This window comes from Microbacterium sp. NPDC059771 (genome assembly GCF_042732495.1).
Taxonomy (GTDB): domain Bacteria; phylum Actinomycetota; class Actinomycetes; order Actinomycetales; family Microbacteriaceae; genus Microbacterium; species Microbacterium sufflavum.
The window spans coordinates 962552-976619 of sequence record NZ_JBHWHK010000001.1 but is presented as its reverse complement, the minus strand read 5'-3'; the positions used below and the strand labels follow the sequence as shown (position 1 = coordinate 976619).

The following is a 14068-nucleotide window of genomic DNA, read 5'->3' as shown; positions in this document are numbered from 1 at the left end:
CTGAAGGAGTACGAGCAAGCAGGTGGTGACAATCATGAGCACGAAAGTCGCCGCGGGCACGTACCACGTGACCCAAGGTCGCAGAGGGACCCCCAAAGACCGCAATGGAATCACGATCCCCAGCATCGCTGGGATGAGAATCGCCGCGAACGAGAAACTCCTTGCGTCCCATGCCCTCTGACGCCTACCGCGACTTCGCCGATCAGAGGCTTGTGCCGCAGTTCGGCTGGATGCGCCGAGGATCACGAGAGCAATCGGCCAGACCCAGAAGTCGCCGACCAGAAGTAACAGAGCCCCGACTGCGGCGAACAAAGCCGCGACCACCACGCGGGCAAAAACTTCCCACCTCCACCGGGCAGTGATGCCAGTCGGTAACACTTCACTTTCGCGCATGTCTGCGAGCATACGCCCGTCGAGCTCGACGGCGATGAGTTCGGCGAGGCCGTGCGGGTGGTGTGCCGCGCCGACCCGGGCGCTCTGCTGCTGGCGCTGCCCGCCGGCCACCCCGTGCACATCCTCTGACGGGGCGGCGCCGGGGTCAGCGCACCTGCACCGTGCCGTCGAGTCCGCCGCCCACGAGCGTGAGGGTGAACGGCGCGTCGTCGTCCACGTCGTCCTCGGGGAACTCGATCACGGTCGCGCGCGGGGCCATGTCCATCGTGCACACCTGGGTGTCGTCGGTGACGAAGGTGACCGTGCCCGCGGAGCCCGAGCCCTCGGCCGATTCCACGACGGGCGGGCATCCGGACGAGCCCCACGTCAGCAGCACCAGCCCGCCGTCGTCGAACCATCCCGCGGACGGCTCGTACGACGTCGGGTCGCCCGGGGTGCCGGTCGCGTCCGGGTCGCCGTCGAGGTCGATGTCATCGGAAACGTCCCCGTAGGTCACCTGGAGGGTGATGTCCTTGGTCGGATCCACGCCCTGCGGCAGCGCGCCGACGCTCGCGCGCGGAGCGAGATCCGCCGTGCACGCCTTCTCCGTCGCGCCGTCGCCCTCGGGTTCGACCAGCGTGACCGACACCGTCTGGCCCTCCGCGGAGACCTGGTCGACCTGGGGCAGGCACGTGGAGGAGCCCCAGCTGACGACCGCGAACATGCGCCCGTCGTCGAGCAGTGCGCCCTCCAGGTCGCCCGAATCGTCACCGCCGCCCGCGTTGCCCGGACCGCTCGACGGCTCCGATGTCGAGTTCGGGGCGGTGTTGCCCGGACCCACCGTGCAACCGGCGAGGAGCAGGGCCGCGGCGAGCGCGGAGGACGCGACGAGGAGGAGCCGGCGAGGAGTCATGCCCTCAGGGTACTCGCGGCATCCTCCCCTGCCTACGGGGCTCGGCCCGCGGGGCCGGTCACTGCAGCGCCGAGGTGAGCCGCGCCAGGTTGTCGAGCACGGTGGACCGCAGCGGCTGCTGCATCCACTCCTCGAGCGTGAGCTCGCGGCTGAGCGACCGGTACTTGTCCTCCACCTCGCGCATCTCCCTGACGAACTCCTCGCCACGGACGAGCATCGACACCTCGAGGTTGAGGCCGAACGAGCGCATGTCCATGTTGCTCGAGCCGATCACCGCCACCTCGTCGTCGATCGTGAGGCTCTTGGTGTGCAGGATGTAGGGCTTGCGGTACATCCAGATGCGCACCCCCGCCCGCAACAGCACCTCGTAGTAGCTGCGCTGGGCGTGGTAGACCATCGCCTGGTCGCCCTCCTCCGAGACGAACAGCTCGACCTGGACGCCGCGATCGACCGCTGCGGTGACGGCCAGCAGCAGCGCCTCGTCCGGGACGAAGTACGGGCTGATGATCATGATCTGCTTCTTCGCCGCGTACAGCAGCGCGAGGAAGAGCCGGAGGTTGTTCTCCACCTCGAACCCCGGACCGGACGGCACGACCTGGCAGTCCAGATCGCCGGACCCGATGTTGGCGTGCGCGATGTCGATCTCCTGGAGGACCACATCGGTCTCGCTGTACCAGTCGCTCAGGAAGATGGCGTTCACGCTCAGCACGACCGGCCCGTCGAGGCGCACCATGAGGTCGACCCAGTGCAGTCCGCGGCGGATGTTCTTGCGCAGGTTGTAGGTCGAGTCGGTGATGTTCTGCGACCCGAGGAACGCGATGTTCCCGTCGACGACGAGCAGTTTGCGGTGGTTGCGCAGGTCGGGGCGCTGCATCTTCCCCTTGAGCGGCTGCACGGGCAGCATCAGGTGCCAGTCGGCCCCCATCGCGTTGAGTCGTGCGACGGTCTGGCGGTAGCGCGGCTTGCCCCGGTTGGCCCAGTGGTCGAGCAGGACGCGCACCGCGACCCCGCGTGCCGCGACCTCTTCGAGCGCGCGGAAGAAGTTGTCGGTCGATTCGTCGGACTGCAGGATGTAGAACTCGACGTGCACGTAGTCCTGGGCGGTGCGGATCGCCTCCGCCATCTCGTCGAGCGACTCCTGGTAGTCGGAGATCAGGTGCGCGCCGTTGTCACCGGAGAGCGGGAGGGCTCCGAGGCGCTGGTTCATCTGCACGATCGGTCCGAACCACGCGGGGGCGTTCGGACGCAGCGTGCCGAAGTGCAGGTGCTCGCTGGTCTCGGCGATGTACTCGTTGATCTGGTCCTGCTTGCGGCGGCGGGCCCGCGGCAGTCGCGGGTTGCCGATGAGGAGGAAGAGGAACACGCCGACGAAGGGGATGAAGAACACCGCCAGCAGCCACGCCATCGCTGCCGTGGGACGCCGGTTGCGCGGGATCACGATGATGGCGGTGACGCGGATCGTGATGTCGAGGAGCAGGAGGAAGACCGCGAACCACCAGCCCCAGGTCCAGGCTGTCATCGCACCCCCTCGCCCGCATCAGGGGTCATGACCCCGGTGCGCGCCAGACCAGGCACGCTCGCTTCACAGTAGCGGATGGGTCGGACTCAGGTGCGCGGCGGGAGTCCGCGCGCGGCGCGTTCCTCGGCCTCGATCTGGGCGTGCACCTTCCGCTCGGTGCGGTCGAAGCGCAGGATGCCGCGGAGGACGACGACGAACACGATGCTGACTCCGATGGTCGGCAGGAGCGACCATGCCGCGGCGAGCCAGAAGTTGTCCATGACTCCATGGTACGCGAGGGTCTCCTCCACAGAGCCCGGTTCCCACGAATGCTCCCCCGACTGCGGGTTCGCGGCCCGCCACGCGATGCCGACCGGGCGATGCTCTCGGGATGACCACCGTGCTCAACGCCTCCGACTCCGCCCAGTTCCTGGGCATCGTGCCCACCCTCGCCGGGTTCACTCCGCGCCGGAGCATCGTGCTCCTGCCGTTCCGCGGCTCCCGCACCGACGGGGCGATGCGGCTCGACCCGCCCGACGACGCGATGCCCCCCGGCCGCTACGCCGCCTCGGCCGTGCGGCTCCTGCAGCGCGTCCGCGGCACGGACGGCGCCGCCGTCGTCGTGTACACGGACGAGGAGAGCGTCACGACGGCGGATGGCCTGGTGCTGCCCGGCGCCGTGGTGGTGGATCATCTTCTCGCCGGCCTGCGCGGTGCGGGCATGCGAGTGATGGATGCTCTCTGCGTGACGCCGGGCGGGTGGAGCAGCTACCTCGACCGGAAGCCGACGCTGAAGCCGCTCGCCGAGATCGGCCCCACGCCCGCGCACCCCTCGATCGGCGACGTGTCCGGCGACCAGCTCGCGGGAGCCCGGGTACCGCGCGTGGGGGCGCCCGAGCGCCAGCGCGTCGAGCGCGCGCTGACCGGGCTCCGCGGCGCGCTGGACGGGAAGGGCCGCGTGTCCGGTCGGGAGGATCCGCAGGCGCTCGCCGCGCTCGCGCTGCTGGACGACCTCCCCGGGCTCTTCGAAGCGGTGCTGAAAGGCCCGGACACGATCCCGCCCTTCGCCTGGGCGGCGCTGCTCTGGTGCCTTCAGCGCCCCGCGCTCCGCGACGCCGCCCTTGCGCAGTGGGCGAGCGATCGAGAGGGCGGTATCCGTGCGCTCCAGGCGCAGCTCGCCTTCACCGCCTCGGGCAGCCCAATTCCCGACGAGCTCGGGCGGGTGTTCGTCGGCCGCGGACCCACACCCGATCCGAATCGGCTCCGCAGCGCGTTGGAGGTGGTGCGTCATGCCGCAGCGAGGGCACCACGCACGGCACGACCCGCGCCCCTCACCGCAGCGGCGTGGCTGTCGTGGGCACTCGGCCGCGCCACGCACGCCGGTCGCTACGTCGAGCTCGCGCGCGACATCGATCGGGAGTACAGCCTCGCCATGCTCCTCGAGAGGCTGATCGCCGAGGAGGCGCTACCCGACTGGGCCTTCCGCGGACGGACCCGCCGATGAACGGGTGCCGGTCACTTCACGAGGGGGAAGAGGATGGTCTCGCGGATGCCCAGGCCGGTGATGGCCATCAGCAGACGGTCGATCCCCATCCCCATGCCGCCGGACGGCGGCATGCCGTGCTCGAGTGCCCGCAGGAACTCCTGATCGATCGGCATCGCCTCGACATCGCCACGGGCCGCGAGCTTCGCCTGCTCCTCGAACCGCTCCCGCTGGATGACAGGGTCGACCAGCTCCGAGTACCCCGTCGCGAGCTCGAACCCGCGGATGTAGAGGTCCCACTTCTCCACGACGCCCGCGATCGAGCGGTGCTCGCGCACGAGGGGCGAGGTGTCGACGGGGAAGTCCATCACGAAGGTCGGGCGCACCAGGTCGCCCTTCACGAAGTGCTCCCAGAGCTCCTCCACCAGCTTGCCGTGCGTGGCCTGCGGTGGCACGTCCACACCGTGGGCCTGCGCGAACGAGATCAGGTCCTCCACCGCGTCCTGCGGCGTCACCGTGCGGCCCGACGCCGCCGACAGCGACTCGTACATGGAGATGCGGTCCCACTCGCCGCCGAGGTCGTACTCGGTGCCGTCCGCCCAGGTCACGGTCGTCGAGCCGGAGACCGCGATCGCCGCCTGCTGCACGAGCTCCTGCGTGAGGGCGGCCATCTGGTTGTAGTCCCCGTAGGCCTGGTAGGCCTCGAGCATCGCGAACTCGGGGCTGTGCGTCGAGTCGGCGCCCTCGTTGCGGAAGTTGCGGTTGATCTCGAACACGCGCTCGATCCCGCCGACCACGGCCCGCTTGAGGTACAGCTCCGGAGCGATGCGCAGGTAGAGCTCGGTGTCGAACGCATTCGAGTGCGTGACGAACGGACGCGCCGATGCCCCACCGTGCTGCACCTGCAGCATCGGGGTCTCGACCTCGAGGTAGTCGTGGCTCGCGAACGTCGCCCGCAGGCTGGCGTTCACGGCGGCGCGCGCCCGGACGGTCGTGCGGGCCTGCTCGCGCACGATCAGGTCGAGGTAGCGGCTGCGCACGCGGCCCTCCTCGCTGAGCTCCGCATAGGCGTTCGGCAGCGGCAGGATGGCCTTCGACGCGATCGCCCAGTCGTCCGCCATGATCGACAGCTCTCCGCGGCGGCTCGAGATGACCTCGCCGTGCACGAACACGTGGTCGCCGAGGTCGACGTATTCCTTCCAGTCGGCCAGCGACTCCTCGCCCACGTTCGCGAGCGAGACCATCGCCTGGATGCGGCTGCCGTCGCCGGCCTGCAGCGTCGCGAAACAGAGCTTGCCGGTGTTGCGGCTGAAGACCACGCGGCCAGCCACCCCGACCACGACACCGGTCTCCGCGCCCGCCTCCAGCTCGCCGTACTCCGCGCGTAGGGCGGGGATCGAGTGGGTCACCGGCACGCCCACGGGGAACGCGCCGCCCCCCGCATCCGAGCGTCGGGCGATCAGGCGCTCGCGCTTGGCGAGTCGCACCGCCTTCTGCTCGTGGACGTCGTCCTCGGGGGAAGAGTCGGTCGTGGCCGATTCGGGCGCGGCGGACGCGTCAGTCATGTGCGGGGCTCCTTGAAAGTCTCCCCCAGTTTACCGAGGCGCGATGCGGGCCCGCGGCCGTCGCTGGGTAGCCTCGGTGCATGGCCCTCTCCAGGATCGCCCGCGCTTCCGCCGCCCTCGTCCTCGCCGCCGGCGCCATCGTCCTCCCCGTCGCCTCGGCCTCCGCCGCTCCGGCACTCACCTCCGCCCGGTCGGACCGCGCTGCGGTCGCGCCGGCAGCCGCGGCCGCCACGGGCACCGCGGGCACCGCGGCGCGTACGGTCGCCGCCGACGTGGACGACTTCTCGTACGCGTCGTGGGACGCCACCTACGACCTGAGTCTCGTCGACGGTCGCGCTCGCCTCCACGTGACCGAGACCCTCGTGGCACGGTTCCCTGAGTTCGACCAGAACCGCGGGATCGTCCGGGGCCTCGCGACCTCGTACGAGAACGCCCGCATCGACACCCGCGTGCTGTCCGTCACCGACGGCGAAGGGCGCGACGTCCCGTTCGAGACCGACGACGAGGACGGACTGCTGCTGGTGCTCACCGGCGACGACCAGTACGCGCGCGGCCTGACGACGTATGTGATCGAGTACGAGATGAGCGATGTCGTCTTGGCCACGTCGCCGAGAGACTCCGCGACGCCCGCGGTCGACGAGTTCTACTGGAACCTCCTTCCGCTGGACAGCACGCAGCCGATCGAGCGGTTCGACGCCGAAGTCCACGTGGACGCTGCGCTGGCCGCGAGGCTCACCGGTTCGACCCGCTGCTACCAGGGGCCGGCGGGATCCACGACCGCGTGCACGCTCGACGGTCCAGACCCCACGGGCGACGGCGCCACGTTCCGCACGTCGGCGGCGGACCTTGCGGCCGGGGACGGCGTGACGGTCGCGATCGGGTTCGGGGCGGGCACCGTCCAGCAGCCGCCGGCCCGCACGCCCGACCCGGTCGCGGACGTCGGGCCGCTGATAGCGGCGATCGGCGCGGTCGGCGTCGCGGTCGCGGGGTGGCTCGCCGTTGCAGGTTTCACCCGACGTCGCCGCCGCGCGACGGGGATCGTCGTCGCCCAGTACGACGTGCCCGAGACGCTGCCGCCGCTCGTCGCCGCCGCGGTCATCCCGAAGGCGCAGGACGTCATCCCCGCGGAGATCGTGCACCTCGCGGTCCGCGGAGCGCTGCGCATCGAGGAGGGGGACAGCCCCGAGCAACCCCGACTTCGCCGTCTTCCTGCTGGTTCCGCACCGGACGAGCTCGACGCGGCCGCCCTCGACGCCCTGTTCCACGGCGCCGACGCGGAAGGCGTGGTCGACCTGCCGACCGCGAGCGAGAGCTTCGCCGCCCGCATGTCGGCGCTCACCACCGCCGGGGCCACGGCCGCCGCCACGCGGGGCCTCACGGAGCGGGCCCGGAGTCGCGGCGCCGTCGTCGTGCAGTGGTGTGCCATCGCGATCGCGCTGGCGGGCCTCGGGGTGGGCATCTGGGCCGTGGCGAGCGGGCGGCTGGCCGCGATCCCGGCGCTCGTCGCCGCGGCGTTCGCCGTGGTACTGGTCGGCATCGCCGCCTTCTACTCGTTCTCGAAGCACACCGTGCTCACCCCGGAGGGTGCCCGGACGCTCGAGTACCTCCAGGGCGTGCGCGAGTTCATCCGCGTGGCCGAGGAGGACCGCCTGCGCATGCTGCAGTCGTACACCGGTGCGGAACGCCGTGAGGTCGATGGTGCCGAGGTGATCCACGTGTATGAGCGACTGCTGCCGTACGCGATGCTGTTCGGGATGGAGGACGAGTGGGGCGAGGTCCTCGAACGCGCCTACACCCGAGAGCAGCGCGGCGCGGCCTGGATCGGCGATCCCACCTCGCTCGCGCTGCGCGTGCAGCTCGCGGCGTTCATGTCGTCGTCGCAGTCGGCGGCGACGTACACGGCGCCGACGACCGGGTCCTCGTCGAGCGGCGGATCGTTCGGCGGCGGCTTCTCGGGCGGCGGGGGCGGCGGCGGCTTCTCGGGCGGACGGTGAGCGCCGTCAGATCAGGGGTGGCGGCTCGGACGATTCGCGCAGCGCCCGCTCCACCGTGGACTGCACGAGCGCAGACAGGTACCCCCCGGGATTGTCGACGCCGATCTCCCGCAGCCGGGACGTGGACTGCCCGATGATCGACCGCGAGAACTCGGTCACGGTCGCGATCGCATCCGCGTACGCGGGCCGGTCCGCGTCCGCGATCACCACCGGTTCGCAGCCCATCTCCACGGCCAGCGCCTGCGCGATGGGAAGGACGGCCGCGGGAGCGGTCACCGCGGCATAGCCGGCCTGCAACTGACGGAGATCGATCGATGTCCCGGTGAACGTGATCGCCGGGTGCACCGCCAGCGGGATCGCTCCGCGCTCAGCGGCAGGACGGAGCACCTCGATGCCGTGCGCCGCATCGGTGTGCAGCACCAGCTGACCCACCTGCCACCCGCCCACTTCGGCGATGCCGGCGACAAGCGCCGGGAGCTGCTCGGAGGGCACGGCGAGGATCACGAGCTCGGCCCGGCGGACGACCTCCTGCGTCTCGAGCACGGGCACACCGGGGAGCACGGCCGAGGCTCGTTCGTCGTCGGATCCACTGGTCATACCGACGACGGCGTGACCTGCACCGGCGAGCGCAGCGCCCAGCACGGGCCCGACGCGACCTGCACCGACGATGCCGACGCCCAGCCGGCCGTCCCGCATGGCGCTCATTCCTCGGTCGGAGCCGGCCTCGACGACCGACGGGTCGGCGGAACCACGGGCGGCTGCACGGGGGGCGTCGGCGGCGGCTGCACCGCGGGAGGCTGCACCGGCGGCACCGGCGGCGGCTGCACCGCAGGCGGCGGCACCGTAGGCGCCGCGGACGGCTGCACGGCGGGCGGCTGCACCGGAGGCACCGCGGGCGGCTGCACCGGAGGCACCGCGGCGGGCGACCCCACCGGAGGCACCGCGGGAGGCTGCACCGGAGGCGGCGACACCGTAGGCTGCACCGCGGGCGCCGCGGGAGGCTGCACGGCGGGCGGCTGCACCGGAGGCACCGCGACGGGCGGCACCGCGGCGGGCGGCACCGGAGGCACCGCGGGAGGCTGCACCGCGGGCGACCCCACCGGCGGCACCGCGGGCGACCCCACGGGTGGGGCGAAGGGCGCGGGCCGTGCACCCGGAGGTGGCGGCGGACCGGTGAACGCCGGGGGCTCCGGTGCGACCGCGTGCTCGCTCCACCGGTGCGTGCGGTCGCGCGACGCCGCCTCAGCGGCCGCGCGGCTGACGTCGTCCAGCAGAGCGAGGGCGTCCGCGCGCTCCAGCCCCGCGAGGATCCCGGTGATCGGGCCGGGGACGGTGTGCACCTGCGCGCCGGACACCCGCTGCGCCCGATCGATCGGCCCCTGGTTCAGCGACACGCCCTGCAGTCGGGCCAGCGGGAACACCGCGAGCTTGCGCCAGACGATGCCCCGCCGCAGCAGCAGCCCGTCCGCGGTCACCGCGTAGCCGTGGCGTCTCCAGGAGACGGGCCGCCGCCACCACGCGCGCTGCGGCATCGTGCGGTAGGGGTCGTCCGCGGCGGGACCCACGACGCCCTGCTCCCACAACAGCGGGATGCTCGCGGGCGGAAGGTCGGGAAGCACCAGCGCGAGCACCCGCTCGACATCGGCGCGCTTGCCCACCGGCAGCACCACGTTGAACTGCTGGCCGCTGCCGGAGGACTGCTGCGCCGCGCTCTTGCCGCTCATCCGGTTGATCTTGATGGTCCACCAGCCGAATGGACGCCACAGCAGCGACTGCGACACCTCGACCGCGAAGATGCGGCCGGGCGGAAGCGTCTCGGTGACGGTGGTGAGCAGCCCGTAGGTGATGCGCACGCCGTCCGGCGTCGGCGCGATCGAGTAGCGCAGCGACTTGGAGATCTGCGCCCAGGTGATACCGACGACGGCCACCACCATCGGCACGCCCATGCCGAGCCCGATCCCGAGCAGCACGATGCCGCCGTCCGGATCACCGTCGACGAGGACCCCGATGATCGTGCTGCCGATCGCGATCGCGAAGATCGCACCGAAGAACACGAGCCACAGCAGACCCGAGATCACCTGCGAGCCGATCAGACGCCCCGTGGGGATCTTCACGACGCTCTCCGGCACCACGTCTTCCAGATCGACGCCCGCGATGAGGCCGGTGACCCCCTGGTTCATCGAGCCGACGAGCTGCGACCGTGCCGACACCCGCTCCCCCGGCACCTCCGCACCCGGGTTCATGGCGGCGTGCCGGGCGGCCCGTGCACCCGACGCCAGACGCAGGATCTCCGCGCGCACGCCCTCCGCACGCGGCGTGGCCAGGTATTCGAGCTCGACGTTGGCGTCATTGCCCGCCCCGACCACCTCCAGCTTCGCGAGGCCGATGATCCGCGCGGGGAAGGGGCGCGTCAGGTTCACGCCCTGCACCCGGTCGAGCGGCGCACGCCGGTGCGACCGGAAGATGATGCCCTTGCGCACCTCCACGTGGTCGCCCGTGATGCGGAACTGCTGGAAGCGCCACACGAACCAGAAGATCGCCACGAGCACGACGACGAGCACCAGCACGCCGAGCAGCGCCACGAGCGCCAGGTTGTTCGAGAGCACCCAGTCCACCGGATCGCCGCCGGTGTAGTCGCCGTAGTGCGCTTCCTCCGGCGTGAACATGCCGACGAGCCATGCGATCACACGATCGCGCATGTTGGCGATCACGATGCCGGCCACGATGATCAGCGCCAGGCCGCCCTTGAACAGCGGCGTGAGCGGATGCATGCGGTGCCACTCGCCGTCGGCGAGGTTCGTCGACGGCGCCGCGGCCTGACCGACCGCGGAGCCGGGGAGCTGCGCCTCGCTCACAGGCCGGTCCGGCGGGTCTCGGCCACCTGGATGAGCGTGTCGCGCAGGGCCTCGGCCGCCGCCTGGGTGAGTCCGGGGATCTGCACGCCCGTCGTCGCCGCCGCCGTCACCATCTTCAGCTGGGACACGCCGAACGCCCGGTCGAGCGGGCCCTGCGTGATGTCGACCAGCTGCATGCGCCCGTACGGCACGGCGATCATGCGCTGCCACAGGATCCCCTTGCGGAACACGATGTCGTCCGCGCGCAGCATGTAGCCGATCGCGCGCGCCTGCCGCGGGAGGATCACGAGCGTGATCAGGGTGATCAGGATGATCGCGCCCGCGGGGATCCAGACCCAGTCCTGCTCGAGCACGACGTTCAGCACCACCGCGGCGACGGCGACGATCACCAGGAAGATGACGTTCTGCACGATCTGCGACACGACGTACCGCGGCGAGATCTGGTGCCACGTGCCGTCGAGCTCGAGGCGCGCCTCGTTGCGCGCCGTGCGCAACTGCGTGTACGTGCCGCGGTCCAGCGCGTCGAGGTCAGTGCCCTCCGCCGGGTTCAGGGGCGCGGTCTCTGGGTTCTGAGTCATCAGGATCCTTCGGGAGGGTACAGAACTGTTCAGCGATGAGGGCGGCCACGACGAGCACGACTGCACTCGCGATCAGCGCGGCCATCGCCACTGTCGACCCTACCGGCGGATCGATCGGCCTCGTCAGAAGGAAGAGCAGCAGTCCTGCGCCGAAGCCGGCCATGATCGCGCCGAGCAGGCTCGACGCCCGCGCCAGTGTCGCGGCACGAAGCGCGCGGAACGGGTCGATACGCGTTCCGGAGCGGACGCTGCGGCGCACCGGCCAGGCGACTCCGAGCGCCGCGATCGCGATGAGCACGAGCAGCACGGGCAGCAGCAGCGACGGCGTGAACGTGGCCCGCCCTCCCGCGGTCAGCATCTGGTCGAGCGCGAACCCCACGGCGCCCCCGAGGAGGGCGAGCACGGCGAGCAGCCCGACGGACGTGCGCTTCATGCGTCGCCCCGCGCCCGCAGCCCCGCCACGAGGTCGTCGACGCGTCCGTGTCCGACCAGTGCGGCGCCGGGGTCGACGTCGAGCCACGGCTCCAGCACGAACAGGCGCTCGGCCGCGCGCGGATGCGGCAGCTCCAGCCGCGGGTCGTCCGATTCGACATCGCCGTACGCGATGAGGTCGAGGTCGAGCGTGCGGTCGCCCCACCGTTCCTCTCGCACGCGCCCGTTCTCGTCCTCGATCGCGTGCAGCATGCCCAGCAGGATCTCCGGCGCCAGCCGCGTGGTGACGAGCGCGACTGCGTTGACGTAGCCCGGGGCGTCGGGGTCGGGACCGTCGAGGCGCACCGCCACCGTCTCGAACAGCCGCGAGACGCGCACGTCGCTCACCAGCGGCAGCCGACGGATGCGCTCGACGGCCGCGCGGATCGTCTTCTGCCGGTCGCCCAGGTTCGCCCCGAGCGCCACGACCGCGACCGTCTCCGGGCGACCCGGGCGCGGGGCGGGAACGTCGGGCGGGCGCGTGAGATTGCGGCTCATACCGTGATGTCCTCCAGGGTCTCCGGCGCCCGGGTGCGGTGCACCGTGACGGCCACATCGGCGAACTCCAGCGGGATGGGCGCGTGCGGCTTGTGCACCGTGACGGTGACGCCCTGCACGCGACGGTCGTCGAGGGCGACCGCGGCGATGCGCTCCGCCAGGGTCTCGATGAGGTTGACCGGCTCGCCGGCGACCACCGCGGCCACGCGTTCCGCCAGTTCGCCGTAGTGCACCGTGTCGGCCACGTCGTCCGATCCGGCGGCCTGCTCCAGCGAGAGCCGCAGACGCAGGTCGATCGTGAACTCCTGCCCCTCCTCGCGCTCGTGCGCGTAGACCCCGTGGCGGCCGAACACCGTCAGCCCTGTCAGCACGATCTCGTCGAGGAAGTCCATGCCTCTAGCGTACGGCGCGGCTCCGACGCCGCCTCAGCCGCGCCAGGCTTTCGCGACCGCGAGCGCGTCGCGCGTCGCGGCGACGTCGTGCACCCGGACGGCCCACACCCCGGCCTGCGCGGCGAGGGCGCTCGTGACGGCGGTCGCCAGATCGCGTCGCGCCTGCGTCACCTCGCCGTCTTCGGGCCGTGCGCCCTGCAGCACCTCGGCGAGGAACCGCTTGCGCGAGGTGCCGATGAGCACGCGCGGGCCGAGCGCGACGATCTCGTCGAGGCCGCGCAGCACGTCCCAGTTCTGTGCCCCGGCCTTGGCGAAGCCGATCCCGGGGTCGAGGATCACTCGCGACGGGGCGATGCCGGCGGCGGCGGCCTCCCCCAACCGCTCCTGCAGCTCGCCCGCGACGTCGCGCGCCACCCTGCGGTACTCCGCCCTCGCGTACATGTCGTCCGAGAAACCGCGCCAGTGGCCGATCGCGTAGTCGGCACCCGACTCGGCGACGGCCGCACGCATGTCCGGATCGGCGAGGCCGCCCGACACGTCGTTCACGATCCGGGCGCCCGCGCGCACGGCCGCCGCGGCCGTGGCGGCGTTCAGCGTGTCCACGCTCACCGGCACACCGGCCGCCGCGAGCTGCTCGATCACGGGGAGCACGCGACGCTGCTCCTCGTCTGCACCGACACGCTCCGCGCCCGGCCTGGTCGACTCCCCGCCGACGTCGAGCACAGTCGCGCCGTCGGCCCGCAACCGCAGGCCGTGCTCCACCGCGCGCTCCACGTCGAAGTAGCGGCCGCCGTCGCTGAACGAGTCGGGCGTGACATTGACGATGCCCCAGATGCCGGTCATCAGCGCGCGCCGGCGGACGGGACGGACATGCCGATCAGAGTCACGAGCTCGGCCCTGGCGACGGCATCGGTGTACTCCCCGCGCGCGGCGATCGTGAGGGTCGACGCCTCGGTCTGCCGCCCGCCGCGCATCGTGACGCAGCCGTGGCTCGCATCGAGCACCACCAGCACGCCCCGCGTGTCGAGGTGCTCGGCGATCGTGTCGGCGATCTGCTCACCGAGCCGCTCCTGCACCTGCGGCCGTGCCGCGAGGATCTCGACCACGCGCACCAGCGCCCCGAGGCCGACGACCTGCTCGCCCGGAAGGTAGGCGATGTGCGCGTGCCCGGCGAACGGCAGCAGGTGGTGCTCGCACACCGAGCGGAACCGGATGTCGCGCAGCAGCACCGCACCGGACGGCAGGGTGTCGGGGGCAGGACCGCGCGTCACGCTGATCGTGTGCGCGAGGGGCGCTCCGGGGTCCTCCCCCACGCCGGAGAAGAACTCCGCGTAGAGCTCCGCCATGCGCGCCGGGGTCTGCTTGATGCCCGGTCGGTCCGGGTCCTCGCCGATCGCCTCCAGCAGCTCGCGGGTGAGCCGCTCGACGCGCTCCCTGTCGACCGTCACG

Annotated in this window: 14 protein-coding genes; 2 read left to right on the top strand and 12 right to left on the bottom strand. The window is 71.7% G+C overall.

Going from position 1 to position 14068, the window contains the following annotated elements; translation table 11 throughout:
* Positions 1-538 precede the first annotated feature (538 nt).
* The 3 genes from ACFV3I_RS04640 to ACFV3I_RS04630 form a co-directional block, all read right to left on the bottom strand.
* Positions 539-1285, bottom strand: a complete 747-nt coding sequence (locus ACFV3I_RS04640; RefSeq protein WP_378822451.1) for a hypothetical protein — start codon at positions 1283-1285, stop codon at positions 539-541.
* A gap of 58 nt (positions 1286-1343) precedes the next feature.
* On the bottom strand, positions 1344-2804 hold the full coding sequence (gene cls / locus ACFV3I_RS04635; RefSeq protein WP_136029579.1) for a cardiolipin synthase: 1461 nt from the start codon (positions 2802-2804) through the stop codon (positions 1344-1346).
* 86 nt (positions 2805-2890) lie between these two features.
* A complete protein-coding gene (locus ACFV3I_RS04630; protein ID WP_168387235.1) occupies positions 2891-3064 on the bottom strand; it encodes a hypothetical protein in 174 nt (57 codons plus the stop codon).
* A gap of 110 nt (positions 3065-3174) precedes the next feature.
* On the opposite strand from ACFV3I_RS04630, the gene ACFV3I_RS04625 reads away from it, so the two are divergent.
* Positions 3175-4287, top strand: coding sequence for a DUF4192 family protein (locus tag ACFV3I_RS04625; RefSeq protein WP_247638324.1), 1113 nt, complete (start codon positions 3175-3177; stop codon positions 4285-4287).
* 11 nt (positions 4288-4298) lie between these two features.
* Here ACFV3I_RS04625 and lysS read toward each other — a convergent pair whose 3' ends face one another.
* Positions 4299-5831, bottom strand: a complete 1533-nt coding sequence (gene lysS, locus ACFV3I_RS04620) for a lysine--tRNA ligase (RefSeq protein WP_136029575.1) — start codon at positions 5829-5831, stop codon at positions 4299-4301.
* Positions 5832-5911: 80 nt separating this feature from the next.
* On the opposite strand from lysS, the gene ACFV3I_RS04615 reads away from it, so the two are divergent.
* A complete protein-coding gene (locus tag ACFV3I_RS04615; RefSeq protein WP_378822450.1) occupies positions 5912-7825 on the top strand; it encodes a DUF2207 domain-containing protein in 1914 nt (637 codons plus the stop codon).
* A gap of 6 nt (positions 7826-7831) precedes the next feature.
* Here ACFV3I_RS04615 and ACFV3I_RS04610 read toward each other — a convergent pair whose 3' ends face one another.
* Genes ACFV3I_RS04610 through folE form a run of 8 tightly spaced genes read right to left on the bottom strand, consistent with a single transcriptional unit; the run spans position 7832 to position 14067 of the window.
* Complete coding sequence (locus ACFV3I_RS04610; RefSeq protein ID WP_206251817.1) at positions 7832-8530, bottom strand: DUF2520 domain-containing protein; 699 nt, start codon at positions 8528-8530, stop codon at positions 7832-7834.
* Entirely contained in the window at positions 8527-10680 is a 2154-nt protein-coding gene (locus ACFV3I_RS04605; RefSeq protein ID WP_378822449.1) for a PH domain-containing protein, read from the bottom strand. Before ACFV3I_RS04605 ends, ACFV3I_RS04610 begins: the two co-directional genes overlap by 4 nt.
* Positions 10677-11258 carry a PH domain-containing protein gene (locus ACFV3I_RS04600; protein ID WP_136028521.1) on the bottom strand — a complete coding sequence of 194 codons (582 nt, stop codon included), beginning with the start codon at positions 11256-11258 and terminating at the stop codon, positions 10677-10679. The genes ACFV3I_RS04605 and ACFV3I_RS04600 overlap by 4 nt, the downstream gene beginning before the upstream one ends.
* Entirely contained in the window at positions 11209-11691 is a 483-nt protein-coding gene (locus ACFV3I_RS04595; RefSeq protein WP_136037237.1) for a DUF3180 family protein, read from the bottom strand. Before ACFV3I_RS04595 ends, ACFV3I_RS04600 begins: the two co-directional genes overlap by 50 nt.
* Positions 11688-12227, bottom strand: coding sequence for a 2-amino-4-hydroxy-6-hydroxymethyldihydropteridine diphosphokinase (gene folK, locus ACFV3I_RS04590; RefSeq protein ID WP_206251820.1), 540 nt, complete (start codon positions 12225-12227; stop codon positions 11688-11690). Before folK ends, ACFV3I_RS04595 begins: the two co-directional genes overlap by 4 nt.
* A complete protein-coding gene (gene folB / locus ACFV3I_RS04585) occupies positions 12224-12619 on the bottom strand; it encodes a dihydroneopterin aldolase (RefSeq protein ID WP_136028524.1) in 396 nt (131 codons plus the stop codon). Before folB ends, folK begins: the two co-directional genes overlap by 4 nt.
* A gap of 33 nt (positions 12620-12652) precedes the next feature.
* A complete protein-coding gene (gene folP / locus ACFV3I_RS04580) occupies positions 12653-13462 on the bottom strand; it encodes a dihydropteroate synthase (protein WP_136028525.1) in 810 nt (269 codons plus the stop codon).
* Positions 13462-14067 (bottom strand): GTP cyclohydrolase I, encoded by a 606-nt coding sequence (folE, locus tag ACFV3I_RS04575; RefSeq protein ID WP_168387203.1) that lies wholly within the window; start codon positions 14065-14067, stop codon positions 13462-13464. Before folE ends, folP begins: the two co-directional genes overlap by 1 nt.
* Between the last annotated feature and the right edge of the window lies 1 nt (position 14068).